Origin of the sequence: Psychrobacter glacincola, from assembly GCF_904846075.1 — a bacterium.
Classification (GTDB): Bacteria; Pseudomonadota; Gammaproteobacteria; order Pseudomonadales; family Moraxellaceae; genus Psychrobacter; species Psychrobacter glacincola_C.
Window position 1 is genome coordinate 428,948 of sequence record NZ_CAJGZH010000003.1, and the last position, 18,763, is coordinate 447,710.

Annotated in this window: 18 protein-coding genes; 7 read left to right on the forward strand and 11 right to left on the reverse strand. The window is 44.6% G+C overall.

Going from position 1 to position 18,763, the window contains the following annotated elements:
• Positions 1 to 86: 86 nt before the first annotated feature.
• The gene (locus tag JMW85_RS13010; RefSeq protein WP_201582050.1) at positions 87 to 3,020 is read right to left on the reverse strand and encodes a valine--tRNA ligase; all 2,934 of its coding nucleotides are present in this window, start codon (positions 3,018 to 3,020) and stop codon (positions 87 to 89) included.
• A 317-nt stretch (positions 3,021 to 3,337) separates the two neighbouring features.
• Here JMW85_RS13010 and JMW85_RS13015 point away from each other — a divergent pair, with 317 nt between their 5' ends.
• The gene (locus tag JMW85_RS13015) at positions 3,338 to 4,441 is read left to right on the forward strand and encodes a formate/nitrite transporter family protein (protein WP_201582051.1); all 1,104 of its coding nucleotides are present in this window, start codon (positions 3,338 to 3,340) and stop codon (positions 4,439 to 4,441) included.
• A gap of 94 nt (positions 4,442 to 4,535) precedes the next feature.
• Here the strand turns inward: JMW85_RS13015 and JMW85_RS13020 are convergent, their stop codons facing one another.
• The 7 genes from JMW85_RS13020 to JMW85_RS13050 all read right to left on the reverse strand — a co-directional run bounded on the left by JMW85_RS13020 (position 4,536) and on the right by JMW85_RS13050 (position 9,872).
• Entirely contained in the window at positions 4,536 to 5,459 is a 924-nt protein-coding gene (locus tag JMW85_RS13020) for a bile acid:sodium symporter family protein (protein WP_087814748.1), read from the reverse strand.
• Positions 5,460 to 5,748: 289 nt separating this feature from the next.
• Positions 5,749 to 5,943 carry a hypothetical protein gene (locus JMW85_RS13025; RefSeq protein ID WP_201582052.1) on the reverse strand — a complete coding sequence of 65 codons (195 nt, stop codon included), beginning with the start codon at positions 5,941 to 5,943 and terminating at the stop codon, positions 5,749 to 5,751.
• Between the two features lie 132 nt (positions 5,944 to 6,075).
• On the reverse strand, positions 6,076 to 6,540 hold the full coding sequence (locus JMW85_RS13030) for a YbjQ family protein (protein ID WP_201582053.1): 465 nt from the start codon (positions 6,538 to 6,540) through the stop codon (positions 6,076 to 6,078).
• 71 nt (positions 6,541 to 6,611) lie between these two features.
• On the reverse strand, positions 6,612 to 7,058 hold the full coding sequence (locus JMW85_RS13035; protein ID WP_201582054.1) for a YbjQ family protein: 447 nt from the start codon (positions 7,056 to 7,058) through the stop codon (positions 6,612 to 6,614).
• A gap of 85 nt (positions 7,059 to 7,143) precedes the next feature.
• Complete coding sequence (locus tag JMW85_RS13040; protein ID WP_055124803.1) at positions 7,144 to 7,701, reverse strand: YecA/YgfB family protein; 558 nt, start codon at positions 7,699 to 7,701, stop codon at positions 7,144 to 7,146.
• 283 nt (positions 7,702 to 7,984) lie between these two features.
• Positions 7,985 to 8,221, reverse strand: a complete 237-nt coding sequence (locus JMW85_RS13045; RefSeq protein ID WP_087814751.1) for a PA3496 family putative envelope integrity protein — start codon at positions 8,219 to 8,221, stop codon at positions 7,985 to 7,987.
• 184 nt (positions 8,222 to 8,405) lie between these two features.
• A complete protein-coding gene (locus JMW85_RS13050; protein WP_201582055.1) occupies positions 8,406 to 9,872 on the reverse strand; it encodes a hypothetical protein in 1,467 nt (488 codons plus the stop codon).
• Positions 9,873 to 10,366: 494 nt separating this feature from the next.
• Here JMW85_RS13050 and serB point away from each other — a divergent pair, with 494 nt between their 5' ends.
• The 6 genes from serB (at position 10,367) to hemJ (ending at position 16,207) form a co-directional block, all read left to right on the forward strand.
• Complete coding sequence (serB, locus tag JMW85_RS13055) at positions 10,367 to 11,557, forward strand: phosphoserine phosphatase SerB (RefSeq protein WP_201582056.1); 1,191 nt, start codon at positions 10,367 to 10,369, stop codon at positions 11,555 to 11,557.
• 184 nt (positions 11,558 to 11,741) lie between these two features.
• Entirely contained in the window at positions 11,742 to 12,737 is a 996-nt protein-coding gene (locus JMW85_RS13060; protein ID WP_201582057.1) for a DUF368 domain-containing protein, read from the forward strand.
• 238 nt (positions 12,738 to 12,975) lie between these two features.
• Positions 12,976 to 13,377, forward strand: a complete 402-nt coding sequence (gene aciT / locus JMW85_RS13065; RefSeq protein ID WP_227681879.1) for an AciT family ciprofloxacin tolerance protein — start codon at positions 12,976 to 12,978, stop codon at positions 13,375 to 13,377.
• Between the two features lie 402 nt (positions 13,378 to 13,779).
• Positions 13,780 to 14,286 (forward strand): SCP2 sterol-binding domain-containing protein, encoded by a 507-nt coding sequence (locus tag JMW85_RS13070; RefSeq protein WP_045443962.1) that lies wholly within the window; start codon positions 13,780 to 13,782, stop codon positions 14,284 to 14,286.
• A 362-nt stretch (positions 14,287 to 14,648) separates the two neighbouring features.
• The gene (bioB, locus tag JMW85_RS13075; RefSeq protein WP_201582172.1) at positions 14,649 to 15,683 is read left to right on the forward strand and encodes a biotin synthase BioB; all 1,035 of its coding nucleotides are present in this window, start codon (positions 14,649 to 14,651) and stop codon (positions 15,681 to 15,683) included.
• Between the two features lie 89 nt (positions 15,684 to 15,772).
• Positions 15,773 to 16,207 (forward strand): protoporphyrinogen oxidase HemJ, encoded by a 435-nt coding sequence (hemJ, locus tag JMW85_RS13080; protein ID WP_060492310.1) that lies wholly within the window; start codon positions 15,773 to 15,775, stop codon positions 16,205 to 16,207.
• A 116-nt stretch (positions 16,208 to 16,323) separates the two neighbouring features.
• Here the strand turns inward: hemJ and JMW85_RS13085 are convergent, their stop codons facing one another.
• From JMW85_RS13085 to rph, 3 genes are all read right to left on the reverse strand, one after another.
• A complete protein-coding gene (locus JMW85_RS13085; RefSeq protein ID WP_201582058.1) occupies positions 16,324 to 17,085 on the reverse strand; it encodes a hypothetical protein in 762 nt (253 codons plus the stop codon).
• A gap of 330 nt (positions 17,086 to 17,415) precedes the next feature.
• Positions 17,416 to 17,907 carry a hypothetical protein gene (locus JMW85_RS13090; protein ID WP_201582059.1) on the reverse strand — a complete coding sequence of 164 codons (492 nt, stop codon included), beginning with the start codon at positions 17,905 to 17,907 and terminating at the stop codon, positions 17,416 to 17,418.
• A gap of 77 nt (positions 17,908 to 17,984) precedes the next feature.
• A complete protein-coding gene (rph, locus tag JMW85_RS13095; RefSeq protein WP_045443953.1) occupies positions 17,985 to 18,701 on the reverse strand; it encodes a ribonuclease PH in 717 nt (238 codons plus the stop codon).
• Between the last annotated feature and the right edge of the window lie 62 nt (positions 18,702 to 18,763).

An 18,763-nucleotide genomic window follows, 5' to 3' on the forward strand; every position in this document is an offset into this window, starting at 1 on the left:
TTAAAGAATACCGCCTCATGCATCGCATATTTGCCCCTTATTAAAGGACTCCGATGCTGAGGCTATGCTTTTTAAGCTTTTTCTGCTCACAACGCTTTCAACTGCTCCATCTGCGCTGTCATCGCCGTCAACTGCCCTTCTAGCTCAGCCAGTTTCGCTTTCTCAGCATCGACCACTTCCGCAGGTGCTTTACTGACAAAGCCTTCATTGCCTAGCTTACGGGCGATACCTTCGGATTGACCTTTCAACTTATCATATGACTTACCCAAACGTGCCAGCTCAGCCGTTGGGTCGATTAGACCTTTCATCGGTACGAGTACGCGCAGCTGACCAACCATGCTTGATGATGATAATGGCACTTCATCACCTTCTTTAACGATCTCTAAGCTCTCGACTTTGGCAAGCGCTTTGAACTGGTTCTTGATACGTGACAGACGCGCTTCTTCGTCGCTAGAGACGTTTTGTAGTAGCACTGGCAGACGTACCGCATTGCCCAGTTTCATCTCACCACGGATATTACGGACGCTCGCGATGAGCTCTTGTAGCCACGCCATATCCGCCTCAACCTGCTCACTGATTTGTGCCTCATCCGTTTTTGGATAGTCAGCGACCACGATGCTGTCAGTGTTTTTACGACCCAATAGCGGCGCCACTGTCTGCCAGATTTGCTCGGTTAGATACGGCATGATTGGATGGCTAAAGCGTAGCGCCGTCTCTAGCACATGCAGCAACACATAGCGGATTTGCGCTTTGCGCTCGTCCGACACCGAGTCATCATTTAGGCTGGCTTTGGCAAGCTCCACGTACCAATCACAGTACTCGTTCCAGATAAATTCATAGATATCTTGGCTGACCATATCGAGACGATACTGAGCGAAATGCTGATGGATATCGGCAACGGTAGAGTTCAGACGACTCATGATCCATTTTTCTGGTAATTCCCATACGTCAGGGTTTGCCGCTTGGTCGATAGGCTTGGCATTGCCTTCGCTATCGACGCAGTTCATGAGTACAAAACGGCTGGCGTTCCAGATTTTATTACAGAAGTTACGATAGCCTTCGACACGCTTTAGATCAAAGTTGATATCGCGACCCGTACTGGCAAGGGATGTAAAGGTAAAGCGCAGTGCGTCTGTACCAAAGGCTGGGATACCTTCTGGGAACTCTTTACGCGTTTGCTTCTCAATCTTCGCCGCGTCTTTTGGATTCATCATATTGCTGGTGCGTTTTTCTACCAGCGCTTCTAGATCGATACCATCGATTAGGTCAATCGGATCTAAGACGTTACCTTTTGATTTAGACATTTTTTGACCATTGCCATCACGGACCAGACCATGCACATAGACGGTCTTAAACGGTACTTGCGGCGTGCCGTCTTCGTTTTTCACAAAGTGCATGGTCATCATGATCATGCGGGCTACCCAAAAGAAGATAATATCAAAACCTGTCACCAACACGCTGGTTGGATGGAAAGTATCCATCACGCGTGGATCAGCGTTGACGTCTGCCCAGTCAAGCGTACTAAACGTCCATAGACCCGAGCTGAACCAAGTATCAAGTACGTCATCATCTTGGCGCAAGATCACATCATTGCTGAGACTGTATTTACTACGCACTTCTGCTTCGTCACGGGCGACATAGACTTCACCAGTCGCATCGTCATACCATGCAGGGATACGATGTCCCCACCACAACTGACGACTGATGCACCAGTCTTGCAGATCGGTCATCCACGACATATACATGTTTTTGTACTGCGCAGGGACGAACTCAATGCTGCCGTCTTCTACCGCGTCAATCGCAGGCTTAGCAAGCTCTTTAACAGCGACATACCACTGATCGGTCAACCACGGCTCAACGATCGTACCGCCACGCTCAGCACGCGGAGCTTTTAGTGCATAGTCTTCGATGTCTTCTAGCCAGCCCTGCTCGCCTGCTTGCGCCACGAGGAACTTACGAGCGGCAAAACGCTCAAGTCCAGCATACTCGCTAGGTGTGGTTTCTAATTCTGGCTCACGCGTTTGCAAGTCAGGATAAACTTCCATCGCTGGCAAAATATTGGCGCGCTCATCGAGGATGTTAATCAATGGCAAGCTATGACGACGACCCAATTCATAATCGTTAAAATCATGCGCTGGGGTGATTTTTACGCAGCCTGTGCCAAAGTCTTTTTCGACATAATCATCAGCGACGATAGGCACGACGCGACCCGTGATTGGTAAAGTAATGGTTTTGCCGACTAAGTGTGCATAACGCTCATCGCTAGGGTTGACTGCGACAGCGGTATCACCAAGCAATGTCTCAGGACGTGTAGTAGCAACGACCAGATAGTTTTTACCCTCTTGAGTCGTTAGGTCTTTATCGGTGAAATGATAGCGGAAATGCCATAAGCTACCTTTTTCGTCATGGTTTTCAACTTCTAAATCAGACAGTGCGGTTTGGAACTTTGGATCCCAGTTAACCAAACGCTTACCACGATAGATAAGGCCATCATCGAAAAGACGAACGAACACTTCTTTTACCGCGTTAGACAGACCATCATCCATGGTAAAGCGCTCACGCGACCAATCAACCGAGCTACCCAAACGGCGAATCTGGCTGGTGATATTGCCGCCTGACTCTTCTTTCCATTCCCAGACTTTATCGATGAAATCTGCGCGCGTCATATCACGGCGCTTGATACCTTGCGCTTCCAGACGACGTTCAACGACCATCTGGGTTGCGATACCCGCATGATCTGTACCTGGTTGCCACAGTGTATTGTCGCCATCCATACGGTGATAACGGGTGAGCGCATCCATAATAGCGTTGTTAAAACCATGACCCATGTGTAGCGAGCCCGTGACGTTTGGCGGTGGCAGCGCTATAGAAAACGACTCGTCTTTATCAAAAGTCGGCTGAAAATAGCCGCTTTCTTCCCAGCCTTGATACATACCTGCTTCAACTTCCGCAGGATTATAGGCGCTCTCTAATTGGCTTAAGGCCGCTTGAATAGATGTAGTGAGGTTTTGGTTACTCATAATGGCATTATCTTTTATTGATTGAATGTGATTAAAGCGAATATAAAAATTAGGAAAATCATGAATAGAGTGATTTTAACGCAGATAGGCAGATTTTGTTAGATGCTAAGGCAATTTATCAGACTTGCAGAGTGGCATTGCCCCATTAATAAGCGCAAAAGCCCATAAAGGCCCTCAATCGAATGAGAATCCCACAAAATAAGTGCTAGTGATGTTATAAAATATGGGTCATGCTATGAGATATATTTTATAACATCACTAGCATATAAATGGCGTCTTTATCCTAAAATCATGATCTTATAAACAGCGAGCCGACCGTGTCCAAAGATACCGAGCACACCTATCACAATAGCAGCCACTCTCAAGCTGATGAATCTGACGCTAATGAAAGAGACGATAAGCGCTTGATTGATGATAGCGTTTATCAACCATCTGTTACTGAAGATAAAGACGTTAGCAAGACTGCGATTCCAGATGATACCGAGGCGACAGAAAGCTTAGAAGACGAAGATTTCTCTGAAGATATGAGCGAAGCAGATAAGGAAACCATCAAGAAAGTCGCCAATGATGACAACTTGAGTCAAGCAAAAAGCTATGCCAGTATCCTAGTCGAGCAAGTCATGGATGCCAAAGAAACCTTTGAGCGTTCGCTTGGCTCGCTATTTACCAGTGCCTTTACCGCTGGGCTTGAGATTGGCATTAGCTTCTTTATGATTCTGTCGGCTTTTGCGCTTTTGAGAGACGTACTACCAAGCCATTACGCCCTAGTGCTCGCGTCCCTCCTTTATCCGATTGGCTTTATCATCGTGGTCATTGGTCAATCGCTATTGTTTACTGAGCAGACCTCGCTGTTAAGTCTACCTGTGCTTAACAAGATTGAACCGTTGCATAAATTGCTACGCCTTTGGAGCATTGTCATCGCTGGCAACATCGTTGGCGGCTGTCTGTTTGCCGCATTGATGATAGGTTTGGGTTTAAATATGCAGTTGTTTAGCGTGAGCGACATCGACACTTATGCCGAACACATTTTAGGATTTAGGTGGTGGGTCATATTTGGTAGCGCCATCTTAGCAGGTTGGATGATGGGCGTCACCGCTTGGCTTGTGACCTCAGCACGCGACACCCTTAGCCGTATCGTGCTGGTTACGCTCATCACGGGTAGTATTGGGTTTTTGGGTTTGCATCACAGTATCGTGGGCAATATCGAGGTATTTTCAGCATTACTGTATGGCAATACTGTCAGCTTGTGGCGCTACTTGGTATTTTTAGTCGTGGTATTGGTGGGCAATACCGTCGGCGGCGTGGTGTTTGTGGCGGTACTCAAAAACCGTACCTTCTTATTTCAAATTGAAAAAGTGAAAGAACAAACGGCTAGTGAACAAGCGGAATCTAAAACCAGTATAAATACCCGCCGACCTTGATTGGTATTGGTTAATGCTAAATGCTATAAATAGATAATTCATCTATTCCCCATAACAAGGTTCAATATTTAAACCTGTTATGGGATTTCAGCATCTACAGCATACGCGCTGCCAACACGCTATTTTCTATTTCAGCTTTTCTTAGCTTATCGTGTTGAGCGCTAAATATGCGCACCAAAATTCCCGCGCTTAAAAACATCACCAAGGTATAAATGGCTGGCATCATCGACATGTCGTAGTTAGATAATAGTGTCAATGCCATAAATATCGACAAGGTACTGTTTTGTAGACCGACTTCTAGCGTCACCGAGGTTCTTTGCGCCCAGTTGAGACCGAACCATTTACTACTATAATAACCGAGCGCCATGGTTGAGAGATTTAATAATACCGATACGGGACCCGTAGCGATAAAGGCGTCGACAATGATATCGCGTTGCACATAGCCCAAAAATAGCACTAAAAACGTTAAAAATATCACCCCAAATCGAGACACATAAACTTGTGAGCGATCGGCAACGGTTGGTGCATAGCGTTTAATCAGCATACCGACACTAATAGGCACTATCGTCAGCACCACCAAAGTCAGCATCGTTTTTACTACTGGTAACTCAAACTCACTACCGCTGCCCATAAAATAAATCAATGAAAAGCTCAGCACAATGGGAATGGTAAAGACGGTAATCACGCTCGCAATCGCGGTCATCGTCACCGACAGCGCCACATCGCCTTTGGCTAAATAGGTAAATAAGTTTGAGGTAGTGCCACCCGGACACAGTACGAGGAGCATAACCCCGACGGCATACTCTGGGCGTAATGGCATGATATTGGCTAACGCAAAGCCAATGATAGGTAACAGTATCAACTGATTGGTCAAGCCAATGCCGACTGCTTTTGGATATTTTAAAACCCGTTTAAAATCGTTGGTGACGAGGGTCAGACCCATGCCCATCATGATTAAAAACAGACAAATAGGAATGATAACTGAATTGACTAACGTGACTATGGCAAGACCTTCCATAACTACATCCTTGTAGATAAGAGCTGTTTATAGGTTCATTTTATAGATGAATTTCATAGACCGAGTATGCTGATTAAATGACGCCTGATTAGCAATCCTTGCTAAAGCGTACCCTCATAATCAATAGCCGTTAAACACCGACAATCAATTAAAAAACAGCAAAAAATAAGACACGATAAAAGCAAGTATATAGGGGTAAAGTCGCCCTGATTTGCTTTATTCAACGACTCATCAGTCAAATATGGTGTTTGGGTTTACAGAACGATGAAATATCATTGAACAGCAACCTTCAATCACCACCACCTGAATCACCGCTACTTGAGTCGCTGCTGCCTGAATCACTACCATCGCTATCGTCAAGATTATCCTGATCCCAAGAAGAATCCAAAGAAACTGGCGAATTGTCGCTACTTCCGAACCAACTGGCAACTTTTATGACGATATAAAGGATTATAAATCCAGCGATAATCTGTAGAAGAAGCATGGTTTATTCTTTATAAATAACAGGTGAGGTAAGTAAGAAACGGTATAGATGAGGGACAATCAAAACGAATGACCAGCATTCAATCGTAGATATTGATTACATTAATTCTGAGTGATTCATTGCGCTTTAGAGTTACTCACGGCTGTTCACTGCAGTGCCATAAGCGATGGCTTCAACCATGCTGCCCAATTGATTGATATTGCTAACTTCTAGACGTAAGCCGTAGATATGCTTATAACCTTTGGCTTGTGCTTCGGTACGCATACGTACGAGAGCCTCGCGGCGGGCACGGTCAAGTAAGGTCTCGTAAGTGGTCAAGTTTTTGCCAAAAATGCTCAATACCCGAGCGATAATCATTTTGAAATAATCTTGGGCAATAACCACGCTACCAAGCACCAGCTCGCCCTCAGTATGGGCAACAAGTTTTGGCACATAAAAGCGCTCGCTTGAGACCATAATATGGCTTAATTCTTGCTCTGCAATGCTTAACTGCGCGAGATGTTGGCGCTCATGACGCGACCCAAAGAACCAACCAGCAGCGAATAGTAAAATAAACGGTGCGTAATTGATAAGCATTTGGGTAAGGGAATTATTCATGGCACGTCTCTTGTCATAAACTTATCATAAACTTATCATAAAAAAGCATCGATGCTTTAAGATTTGGTTAGCTAACCAAAAGGGTTGAAACGTGGCAAGTCATCGGTCGCTGTCGGTGCAGAATTTTGTAGATTTGGCTGTTGACCAGACTGATGATGAGAGTCGCTTGGTGGGGTTTGATAGACTTGCTGCGGCATCGGTATGGCTTTGACAGCGGTGCCATATACAAACAATTCAGAAGCTCCCTGCGCGATGCTAGAGGTCGAAAAACGCAACCCCACAACCGCATCTGCACCCAAAGCTTCTGCTTTGACAATCATCCGATCGATCGCCTCTTGCCGTGACTCTTCTAACAGCTCAGTATAAGCCGTTAACTCACCACCAACGATATTCTTAAGTCCAGCAAACAAGTCTTTGCCGACGTGTTTTGAGCGTACTGTACTGCCGTACACCACATCCAAACGCTCGGTGATTTGGTAGTTGGGCAAATGCTCAAGATTGGAGAGTTGCACAGTCATAATACGACCTTATCGGTGACGTTATATAGACAGCGTCAACTTGGATATAGACCAAACCACGCTGTCCCTATATTGATAAAAAAGGCTAATCGTTGGTATGGAACAACAAAAATAACTCGGTCAAATTGCCTTCGATGCTATTGGCCATTTGTGCCAGCTTGTCTTCATCTTTACGCATCTCTGCAAGCTCTGGATCTTCATCATCGATACCGCTTAGCAAAATCATTGGTAAGGTCAAGACAGCCACATCTTCAGCCGTCTCTTCATCTTCAAACCAATCACTGGCTTCATCGCCATACATCGCATCGACAAAGCCAATGGACCAAGCAACGATATCTGATTCATCTGAAAAATCAACGGCCACTTCTTCATCACCCGCATCTTCACCAAACGGTAGCTCAATAGGCGTCTCGTTTTTTAGCTCAGCGATAATAGAATCGCGCCAGCGCTGGATACCGTCGATGACGTTTTCTGGAATTTCACTAACATGGCCTTCAAACAGTGCATCCAGCCAATTCGGTAATGGACGCCCAATGACTGTCGCTGTCAAAAAACCATGCGCGGCGACACTATCAAGCACAAATGGGCTCTCTTGATTGTCCAAATAGTCTAATAATTCATCGAAGCTTAGTTGGTTACTCATGATGTAATTGTCCTTGAAAGATAGAGTGCGGCTGTCGCCATAAACGATCGGTTAAGTGCAGAATAGTGGATAATTTGAAGGTAAAAATGGTTTCGGCAAAGCACCCAAACCATCTTTATAAAATAAGAATCATTGCATAGAGCGGGTGGCGAGCAACCGTCAAAAAATAACGATCGCGATATCATTAGCATTACACTGTCAGCTAATATGCCGTTATTAAAAAGCTTTAGTCGGCTTAAATGACTGAGCACTTTCACATTAGGCTATGACTTAAGTTTAAAAACTAAAGATCGTCATCTTCCCAGTCATCGCCATCTTCATCGAAATTGTCTATATCGTCTAGATCATCCTTTAGCTCTTTGGCCAAACGCTTTTCTTCTAGCAAATTATCGATCAGTCGACGCTTCTCAAGACTACTTAAGCGCGTACGCACGCTCGTCTCGGCCTCTTCCACCATCTTTGCATCATCATCGTCGACAAAATCATCATCAAAATCGTCGTCAATATCAGCGTCACTCATGACAAACTCCTATCATTTTTAGCAAGGGTATTAAGAATACATTAATATATATATGCCTTATAAAGTCTCTACTTCACGTTGTCAATGCTTTTTATTATTACTGCCCTATTTTTAGGCTATATAAACATAACGACAGAGACAATATCTCAGACAATTGTATAGTAATAAGCGAATATAAGCAGCATTAAATAGCCGACTCATCTGCGCTTTCAATCATCAATACCGCATTGCGCACATCCGCTAAGCGTTGGATCATCGAATCATTACCACCATCGAACACCGCACATTCACGCTCATAAACCGTGGTTGGGCGCATGATACTCTGCACCTGCACATGGTGACTGATTTGCTTGAGACCTGCATTGGGTAACAAAATCAGCATTTGCTCTTTTTTACCGATGCTGTGTAATAATTGCGTCATTGCTTGCGCCTGTGCATCATCGCTGACACCTGCTTTAGCAGGTAGTGCAAAGCGACTCAGCTCAATGTGCTTGTCATGGATGATTTTGTTAAGCATCAAATACAGCTTGCCAAGCATAACACCTGCTAACGCCACTTTGGCATGGCTATTGTCCGCCTTTAACAACACGCTAGCACCCGTGTCATCGAAACGCGGCTCGTTCATCGCGCTGACACCCAACAACAATGGCTGCTTAAGTAACTCGGTCACCGCTTGGTTTAATAGCTGCGTACATAATGCCAAATAAGGTAAACGCTGAGCTGGTGCCAGACGCTCAAGCATATTGAACTCGTCATGGAATACAATCTGCACTCTCACACTGTCAAATGAGCGAGTGGCAGACAACCGAGAGGCGCTACCAGATTTAGGAGCGCGGCTTATCTCATCTTGGGTAGCACCATCTGCTGCGTCATGCTCTGTCCGCTCTTCAGTCGTACTATCGATAAGCTGACTATTAGAGCCAGTGGTATCAGTCGCTGCTTGATTTTGTTGCGTTCTTAAATACTGGTTTACTTCACTATGTACATCCAATTTGTGTGCATTGGTTGGCTGACTGTCCGTTGCACTCTCTACAGAATGCTCCGATGTTTCTCTATCCGTATCCGTGGCACGGCGTTCAAACTCCCGATCATAACTGCGCTGATCGATTTGCATATACTGCTCACGATGCAAATCTTGAATATCGCGGCTAAGCGCGTTAATTTGCTCTTTGGTTGGACGGGCAAGGTAACCATAAACCAGCCAAAGCAACAAATGCAGCAGCATCGTACCGATAACGAACGGCCATTGCATAGCGATAATCTCGCCTTTGCTAATATCTTTTAATGTCAACGACACACTGCCAATCACCGAATCGCCATTGGTGGCAATCTGACGAATGGTATCACCTTGCTGCATGGGCGCATTGCCAACAGGCACCAAGATGTCGTCGTTATTGTCTTTAATCAATATGCGCGTCACGTCTTGCTCGCTGGTATAGCGATTGGCAATGACACTTAAGCTGACACGGTCTTTATTTTCTAAAGACAACCTTGCTTCATCAATCAGCTGGGCGACCATCTGCTCGCCTTTTAACGCACGACTTTTGCTCAGCTGTTGATCGGTACTAATGACCAATAACAACGTCTGCAAACAAAAACTAACCAGAAGAATAATGGCAAACAACCCTTGCCGCGGCGCTAAATACGTCATGATATGGTAAACTTTTTTGGATAAGAGAAATTAAAAAAACAAGGCTATCCCTCATTTTTTGGCGAATTTAAAAAAACTATAATAGTACGCATCTTAATAAGTATGTATTGAATTTAATTACCATAACCCGACACCTCTGTTGTTGCCTAAAATAGCATTTACAACAAGATTTGGTTACTTAAAAACTGCTGTCTCAAATACGAATACTCAGGATAATCTACGGCACATTTGGTAAGCGGCGACTGAGAGCATTGTTGTGAATATCATCATGAATACAGACCGCTTATCTTATCTACTATATCACCATAATAAGTCTTATAGCGTTAGTAGATTTATAAATTTATCATAATAATCACATTCAATTTCAAATGATTTTTCAACGATTGCTGCCATCTTTAATCGACGGTGATACTTTGCGCGTCATCTATAGGCGCTGCCGAGTAAAGCTGCTATTATTCCCAATCTTATATGAGCATACAAGGGACCATTGAGCCATGCCACACAATACATCTTACTCGTTACCAAAAGACAGCAAAGCATGGCAACAAGCCGTTGACTCTATTGCGTCACTGTTACCAGATAACACGAACTTACAAGATTTTGATGCGCTACAGTCCCTGCCAGTTTTTGCTCTTATTGTTGTGCTACCGACCAAAGTATCGACGCTTGATATCCACCAGTATGTGCAATCATGGGTCGATGAACAGCCAAGCTGGCATTTGGTCACCGTCGCTGAAGATACTGATGCCAGTTTTGTCAATATTACCGTTTCTGATACAGAGCCAACGGCAGCAAACGCACAGCGCTTGCCTTTTACTCAAGCACAAGTATTCCGCTATTTGTTGGTTCCAGTCACTGATACGCTCATGCATCCTGGCAAAAAGACCGCAGCAGCTCACATCATTGATGATCAGCTGACCACGCGCTTGCGTCATGACTTGACCGAAGCTTATAACGATAGTCATCAAGCGAGCAGTGCTGAACGCTTGGATATTGTCGATTGCCATATTTTATCAGTCGGTCATATGCTACGTACCCACAAGCTTGCCTGCTTTGATATGGATTCCACCTTAATCGAGCAAGAAGTCATCGTTGAGTTGGCAAAAACAGCGGGCATCGGCGAAGAAGTCGAAGCCATTACGGAAGCGGCAATGCGCGGTGAAATGGATTTTGATGAGTCTTTTGCCCAGCGGGTGGCGTTACTAAAAGGCATCTCAACCGATGTGCTGGATGATATCTGCAGCCGCCTAACGCTATCAATGGGCGCTCGCACTACCATCAGTGCACTAAAGGCTTTGGGCTACCATACCGTACTGGTATCAGGCGGCTTTACCTACTTTGCGCGTTATATCGCTGAGCAATTGGGCATTGACGAAGTTCACGCCAACGCCCTAGATATCGACGAAGGGGAAGTCACTGGTCACGTACAGTTGCCCATCGTTAATGGTGCCAAAAAAGCGGCTATCGTTGAGCATACTGCGGAGCGCTTAGGCATCGAGATGTCACAAGTGGTCTGTATCGGTGACGGTGCCAATGATTTACCGATGATGGCCATTGCAGACCTAGGCGTCGCCTATCACGCCAAGCCCATTGTCCAAGCACGTGCTGATGCCGCCATCAATGTCACAGGGCTTGAAGGCATATTTTATGCCCTTGGTTATCCAGCACTTGCGCCTGCTGAGTAACGACTACACTCGCAACACCATACCATGGAGCTAGGTTAGTGTTTTTAACATTAATCTGGCTTTTATGTCTTATTACATTGCTACATTGCTACATTGCTACATTCAATTTTCGCATCACTGTATTAGCATACTTAGCGGCATCGCATTAACTTTCACTGTGTTTTTAAATAAAAAAGGATTGTCCATGACGGCATCACCATCACCGCGGCAAAATGAGCCGTCAGCGCCACAACCACTGGATAAGAGCAGCACTGCTGCATCCTCCGATAGCCCGAAGCAACTATTTGGGGTTTATATCAGAGGAATGGCCATGGGGGCAGCGGATATCGTACCGGGTGTCTCTGGCGGCACCATTGCGCTGATTGCCGGTATTTATGAGCGCTTAATTAACGCCCTGAGTAGCATCGGCCCCAATCTCTGGCAGATATTTCGACAGGAAGGCGGAATCAAAGGTTTGGTTGCAGTGTGGCGACAAGTTGATGCCACTTTTTTGTTATTTTTGTTATTGGGAATCGCCACCAGTTTTGCTACTTTAGCCGGTATTATCAAACACCTATTAGATAATCAACCGTTATTTATTTGGTCGTTCTTTTTTGGACTGGTTGTCGCAACGGTATTTATATTATTGAGTGAGATTCAGCGTTGGAATATAGGGCGGGTAGCACTATTCGTGACTGGTCTTGTTGCCGCTGTGGTCATTAGCAGCTTACCATTACTCACGACCACACCAAGCTTGCCTTATTTGTTTTTTGCTGGCGCAGTCGCTATTTGTGCCATGATACTGCCCGGTATATCTGGGTCTTTTATCTTATTACTATTAGGTGCTTATGACGCAGTATTAGAAGCCGTACATAGCCTTAACTTTACGATAATCTTCACAGTCATTGCGGGCATGGCGACGGGATTGTTATTATTTACTCGCGCACTTAAATGGCTATTGTCTCGCTACTATCAGGCAACTTTGGCCTTGCTCACAGGTTTTATCGCAGGCTCGCTTGTGAAAGTATGGCCATGGAAAGTAGATGCGTTAGGCGCGCTTAATAGTGACGCGATAAACAACGTGATGCCATGGCAATATCCTACTGGTCCACATTGGCTAACCACTGTAGGACTGATGCTGCTAGGCGCGATTTTAGTCTCACTATTGTCTTGGTGGGGCACTCGTAGCAATCGCGCTTAACCCTACCTTAAACCTGCATCAGTCTCTTTTTAAAACCCAAAAACCTACTATACACTCTTAATAATAAGCGCCCATCCTTGCGGCGCTTGTGCTTAAACCTTGCCATACAAAACCATCAAAATGTGCTAAAAAACCAAACGTCAACGGTTGTCGCAAAGTCACTTGTCCCCTCTTTAGCTTTGTTCCCCAAACTTTCATAATGACCCTATTGGAATTCACCTTATGAATAGCGAGATGAATGATGTTACTGACTATATTTTCGGTTATTGGTATAGAAACGTGGAGCACGGCGGCACTGCTTGGTTATAGCTTGCTGGCAGGCTTAATTTTAGCGCTTGCCTTATCCTCACAGCGCTGGCTGCTCTGGTATCTATTTGGTGGTATGGCATATTGGCTAGCAGTTGAGGCGATTCAAAGCATTGTGGCGGGTCGTCCCATGCTATCAGAGCTGTCAGAATGGCACAGCTATATCATCGCCATGGGTATCAGTTGGTTGCCTTTAGCGGGCTGGGTGCTGTATCGGGCACTACGTTACGAGGATGTTAGTCGATCGGTTCAGCTGCAACGTCAATTGCAAGCGGCACGTTATATCGAGCACACGCCTGTTTATGATGACGACTACCAACCGCGCTTCCACTGATAGAGTCGCGTCTATATCAATGAGCGACGCTGTCAGGTTGGTTTATTCTCTACTTACGGTACTTTCACTTGCCTTGTATATAACCTGTATTACATTATCTTTATCCGACTGTATCTCGTCCAAAAATTACGATTAACCTGCCGTCAAATTCGCTCAATCTAGCATAGGTAGTGTGAGCATTCATTTTCGTGGCTATTCTGTTTTCTACTGTCATTTTTATAAATATTAACAACTTGTTTTAATCAAGATGACGTCATTGGATGTTACAAGATACTTAACGCTCTCTACGTAACTCCTAAAGAATAGCAACCTCTCTATCGTTTATAATCTAGTTATATATTTGTCACAAAAATTGTTATAAAGTACGCATTATTTTGCGTCTCATTCTTTAGGAGTTCGATTATGTTTACTGTTCCTGTATTAGATATTAAATCTGATCCGTTAGATGTGCTATTGGCCGTGATTGGCTATCGTTTGTCCATGCTTGCTGATAGTGATAACGAAGATGTGAAAGCACTATTCGCTGATCGCAATGTGACGATTGAGCTTGCCAGCACTGAAGCGGATATCGCCCGTTATTTTGTCTTTGATAATGGTAGCTTCAGCCAATACAGTGGTCATGCTAAAAAAGCAGACCTCACCATCAATTTCAAGGATTCGATGACAGGTGTTAAGCTTTTGACCAAAGGCAATCTTCCTGCCTTTATGACTGCTGTACAAGAAGGTAACCTCAGCATCGAAGGCGATTACAGCCTAATGATGTGGTTCAATAAACTTGCTAAGCATATCGTGCCAGCTATTCCAGAAGAATGTAAACCTTATATCCAAAAAGCCAAGCCTTATGCTTATAAAGCACAAAAACTTGCCAACCATTGGATTGGGGTTGCTAAGCACAAACTTGGCAAATAATGACATAAATAGATCGACGTAAATGAAGAAAACAGATCACGATTATTTAGCGCTCAGTTACTTTACTCTTTCGCAGTGTTCTGATTTTCTAAAAAGGTTGCGGTATACTATATCGCAGCCTTTTTTATTATCTAAAATTTCATGGCTTTACACACAACTCTTTTAACCACTATTCTCTTCAAAATGATTGTTTCAAAAACTATTATAAAAGGAATTATATGATGGCAGGATTACTTAACATCTCAGAGCCTAATGCCAGTAGCCCCACTGACACGTTCAATAATAAAAATAACAGCCACAGCGGCTTGAACAATGACTTTTTAAACAACTTAACAACGGATGCCACCACAGCCAGCCAACAAATGACCCGTAAGCATAGCCGCGAAGAAATCGCCGAACTGTTTGATTTGCCTTTGATGGATTTGTTGTTGCAAGCACAGACGATACACCGCCAAAATTTCAAAGCGAATGAAGTACAGATCAGCACCTTACTCTCTATCAAAACAGGTAACTGCCCTGAAGATTGCGGTTACTGTTCTCAATCAGGTCATCATCGCGATACCACCAAATTACAAGCCGAAAAACGCATAGAAGTCGATAAAGTCATTGCCGCTGCCAAACGTGCCAAAAACAGTGGCTCGTCACGCTTTTGTATGGGTGCAGCATGGAAACATCCAAGTGCCAAAGACATGCCCTATGTGGTTGAGCTGATCAAAGAAGTCAAGGCCTTGGGACTTGAAACCTGTATGACCCTTGGTATGCTAGATACCAATCAAGCGACGCAACTGGCGGATGCTGGACTCGATTATTACAATCATAACCTAGATACCTCGCGTCGTTATTATGAGCAAGTCGTCAGCACACGGAGCTATGACGAGCGCTTAGATACGATAGACAACGTGCGTAACTCAGGCATCAACGTTTGTAGTGGCAATATCGTCGGTATGGGTGAAAGCCGTGATGACCGTATCGATTGGGTACATGAGCTGCTAAAAATGCCCAAAGCGCCAGAGTCAATTCCGGTCAACTTGCTTGTGCCCATTAAAGGCACACCAATTGGTGATAAAGTCTTGGCAGAAGGTCAACTGTCAGTGATTGAATGGATTCGTACTATTGCCGTAGCACGTATTTGCTGCCCGACCAGCTATGTGCGTTTGTCTGCTGGCCGCGAAAGCCTATCCGACTCTGAGCAAGCCTTGGCATTTATGGCAGGTGCCAACTCATTTTTTTATGGCGATAAACTGCTAACTACTGGCAATGCAAGCCAATCAGGCGATGACAGACTCATGCGTGAGCTTGGTCTAACAAAGCAATTTGCCGCGCCAAGAGCGCCCAAAGTATTGCCTGTGATGGATGCGATGAGCGGTCATCAATCGCAAGTGGTGATGGCAGAGTAGCGTTTTTTATCGCTACCATTATTGGATAATCTGCGCTAAGCTTGCCGACATTATTGATGATAAAATATTAAATCGTAAGAGAGAATGTGATGGCAGATTATTTTAATTGGATTAAAGCGGCACATATTATATCGATGGTCTGCTGGTTTGCTGCGATATTTTATTTGCCACGCTTGTTTGTCTATCATGCGATGAGTGACGACAGCATCAGCCACGAGCGCTTTGCTATTATGGAGCGCAAGCTCTATCGCGGTATCATGACGCCATCGATGATAGCCACATGGGTCTTCGGTCTATGGATGTTGGGGCTAGGCTGGGAGGTGTATAAAACCCAAGGCTGGTTACACGTCAAGCTATTATTAGTGGTGCTACTCTCTGGTTATCATGGTGCTTGTGGCTTTTATCGTAAAAAGCTAATAGATAATCCGCATTATAAGACGCATAAATTTTGGCGCTGGTTTAACGAAGTACCAGTGTTTGCTTTGGTCATTATCGTCATCTTGGTAGTAGTAAAGCCCTTCTAAAATTCAGTAAATATGCCCATAACTGATTTTTAAATCTGAATAGCTCTAAACTAAAAGCGTCCGTTACTTATTAAAGTAACGGACGCTTTTTTTTAGGACATCATAAATATGAAAGCTTAAACACTAGGGCGCATGATTTGATAGACATTACTCAAATCATAAACACGGTAACGCGCAGGTTCGCGGCGATTTTCGCCCGCATAGCTGAGGATCAGCGCTTGCTTTGCACGCTCATCAACCCAGCCGACGAACAGTCCACTATGCTCGACGCCATTATAGCCATGATTGATATAATAGAGCCAATCCCCAACTTCAATCTCGCCACTATTGGCATACGGACCTTGACCATAAGTACCTTTATGAATGGTATCGCGTGTCACCCCGGCGCGTTTAAACACGGCATTGAGATAGTCCCAGCAGCCACCTTGAATGATCGCGCGCTCGTTCAGCGCCATCTTGCGGGCGGTGCTAACCACTTCACGGGCAGCCAAACTACTCTGCATCTCCGCACTGTTCAGTAACGGTAAATACTCGCTATCGACATTATCATAATTACCCGATAAAAAAGCGGGCATCACTGCTGGTGCTTGACGCGCTACTTCAGGATAACGATAGGATGTCTGAATCACTGGTGGAGTACTGGCAGAATTTGAGCGATAAGTTCCTGCACGTTGAATGGTAGAACGCGTGCTGACTTTCGCGGAGGGCACGGAAGAGTATGAAGGTGAAGCATAATCAGACTGGACGGACTTTTGGGCAATGAGTGCGCTCATACTATCAGCATGGGCCTGACCCACTAGGCCAACGGTAAACAATAAAAGACTGCACGACGCGGTAACCGACGACGACATAGACAATGACACAGGCAAACGCGACATGACCAACTCCTTGTCAATAAAATATAAATGACAACATAAACCATAATAATAGGATGTTCTAATCTTACTTATAAACCATTTAGACATGACGCTGCAAGCATTATTCGGCTCAAATAGCCGATAAAAGGTATAAAAATGCCGACTAATAGTTAGATAAGAAGAGCACGTAGAAAAACGATGGAGAGCTGGCGCTAAATAAAAAGGAAATAAAATAAGCAGTTTTAGATTAAATACTGCGTAGATAAAAAATTGCTGAAATAAAATATTACTGAGAGAAAGTCACTTAGGTTTTTATAACCCAATCCAGTAGATAATTGGCTAAGAAATAAGCTAATCGTTACTCATTTTGATATTCACATGGCGCTTGCCCAATGCTTGACCTTGCAAAATAGCTTTGGCGGCGGTTGCCTCTTGGATACTATCAAAGCCACTAATACGGTATTTGCATATATCATCACAATCAATAATCTGTAATTGCTCACCAATAAGCATGACTTTATCACCGTCGGTCAACTGAATATGCTGACGCTTACCTTGATTGTCATGCACCAGCTCACCAGCACGCAGCCACAAGATGCCGCTACTGATAACGCCAGCCATGGCTTTTTTCTGTTGTTGGCGTTTTCGATTAAAGATAAAGCTACCAATAATCAGTAGCGCCAATGCCCCTATAGCCAGGCGCTCAGGCAGCAGACTCATTGCCAAAGCAACCGCCACTGCCCCAACCAATAATGCTGAACCAAACCAAAACATGCCATCATCAGTCGTTTTTGGCTGATCTTGTAGCGTGATTTTGGCACCATCGTCGGTCAGCTTGAGCATGCATGACTACCTGTTACAGAGTAATAAGAAAGTAAAAGTTTAATGAAAATACGATGAGCAAGTAATCATCAATAGGACTACCAACCCAAGGCTGTTTTTTGCATGGCAATCAGCTCAGCGATGCCTTTTTCGGCAAGAATTAGCATATCGTCGGCTTGAGCGCGGGTAAATGGCTTTTCTTCCGCTGTTCCTTGTAGCTCAATAAATTCGCCTTTTTGGGTCATAACCACATTCAAATCGGTATCACAGCTGGCATCTTCTTCGTAGTTTAAATCTAGATACGCTTTGCCGTCTTTCATACCAACAGAGACCGCAGCGACCAAACCAATCAGTGGATCTGCCTTGAGTTTTTTGCTTTTTTGGATACTCTCTAATGCATCGATAAGCGCAATAGCAGCCCCAGTCACACTAGCAGTACGAGTACCGCCATCGGCTTGCAAAACATCACAATCAAGATAAATGGTATTTTCACCCAGCTTACTCAAGTCAATCATCGCTCGTAAGCTACGACCAATCAAACGCTGGATTTCTTGGGTACGACCTGATTGTTTACCGCGTGCCGCTTCACGTTGGTTACGGGTATTGGTCGCGCGTGGCAACATACCATATTCAGCAGTGATCCAGCCTTTGCCTTTACCTTTGAGCCAACGCGGTACGCCAGACTCGACGCTAGCGGTACACAATACTTTGGTATCACCAAAGCTGACTAACACTGACCCTTCGGCATGCTTAGTATAATGGCGCTCAAAGCTGATCGAGCGAAGTTGGTCAAGCTCACGATTGTCAATACGCATAAAAATCCCTAGTACAATGTTTTAAAGGCGGTGTCATAAAATGAGGTGTCTGTCATTATGTG

Excerpts from the sequence above, each read along its gene's own strand:
- aciT (WP_227681879.1), top strand. The coding sequence starts at position 12,976 with ATGATGTTACTGACTATATTTTCGGTTATTGGTATAGAAACGTGGAGC.
- JMW85_RS13020 (WP_087814748.1), bottom strand. The coding sequence starts at position 5,459 with ATGGAAGGTCTTGCCATAGTCACGTTAGTCAATTCAGTTATCATTCCT.
- JMW85_RS13045 (WP_087814751.1), bottom strand. The coding sequence starts at position 8,221 with ATGAGTGACGCTGATATTGACGACGATTTTGATGATGATTTTGTCGAC.
- JMW85_RS13010 (WP_201582050.1), bottom strand. The coding sequence starts at position 3,020 with ATGAGTAACCAAAACCTCACTACATCTATTCAAGCGGCCTTAAGCCAA.
- JMW85_RS13040 (WP_055124803.1), bottom strand. The coding sequence starts at position 7,701 with ATGAGTAACCAACTAAGCTTCGATGAATTATTAGACTATTTGGACAAT.
- serB (WP_201582056.1), top strand. The coding sequence starts at position 10,367 with ATGCCACACAATACATCTTACTCGTTACCAAAAGACAGCAAAGCATGG.
- JMW85_RS13050 (WP_201582055.1), bottom strand. The coding sequence starts at position 9,872 with ATGACGTATTTAGCGCCGCGGCAAGGGTTGTTTGCCATTATTCTTCTG.
- rph (WP_045443953.1), bottom strand. The coding sequence starts at position 18,701 with ATGCGTATTGACAATCGTGAGCTTGACCAACTTCGCTCGATCAGCTTT.
- JMW85_RS13060 (WP_201582057.1), top strand. The coding sequence starts at position 11,742 with ATGACGGCATCACCATCACCGCGGCAAAATGAGCCGTCAGCGCCACAA.
- JMW85_RS13070 (WP_045443962.1), top strand. The coding sequence starts at position 13,780 with ATGTTTACTGTTCCTGTATTAGATATTAAATCTGATCCGTTAGATGTG.
- hemJ (WP_060492310.1), top strand. The coding sequence starts at position 15,773 with ATGGCAGATTATTTTAATTGGATTAAAGCGGCACATATTATATCGATG.
- JMW85_RS13030 (WP_201582053.1), bottom strand. The coding sequence starts at position 6,540 with ATGAATAATTCCCTTACCCAAATGCTTATCAATTACGCACCGTTTATT.
- JMW85_RS13090 (WP_201582059.1), bottom strand. The coding sequence starts at position 17,907 with ATGCTCAAGCTGACCGACGATGGTGCCAAAATCACGCTACAAGATCAG.
- bioB (WP_201582172.1), top strand. The coding sequence starts at position 14,649 with ATGACCCGTAAGCATAGCCGCGAAGAAATCGCCGAACTGTTTGATTTG.
- JMW85_RS13025 (WP_201582052.1), bottom strand. The coding sequence starts at position 5,943 with ATGCTTCTTCTACAGATTATCGCTGGATTTATAATCCTTTATATCGTC.
- JMW85_RS13035 (WP_201582054.1), bottom strand. The coding sequence starts at position 7,058 with ATGACTGTGCAACTCTCCAATCTTGAGCATTTGCCCAACTACCAAATC.
- JMW85_RS13085 (WP_201582058.1), bottom strand. The coding sequence starts at position 17,085 with ATGTCGCGTTTGCCTGTGTCATTGTCTATGTCGTCGTCGGTTACCGCG.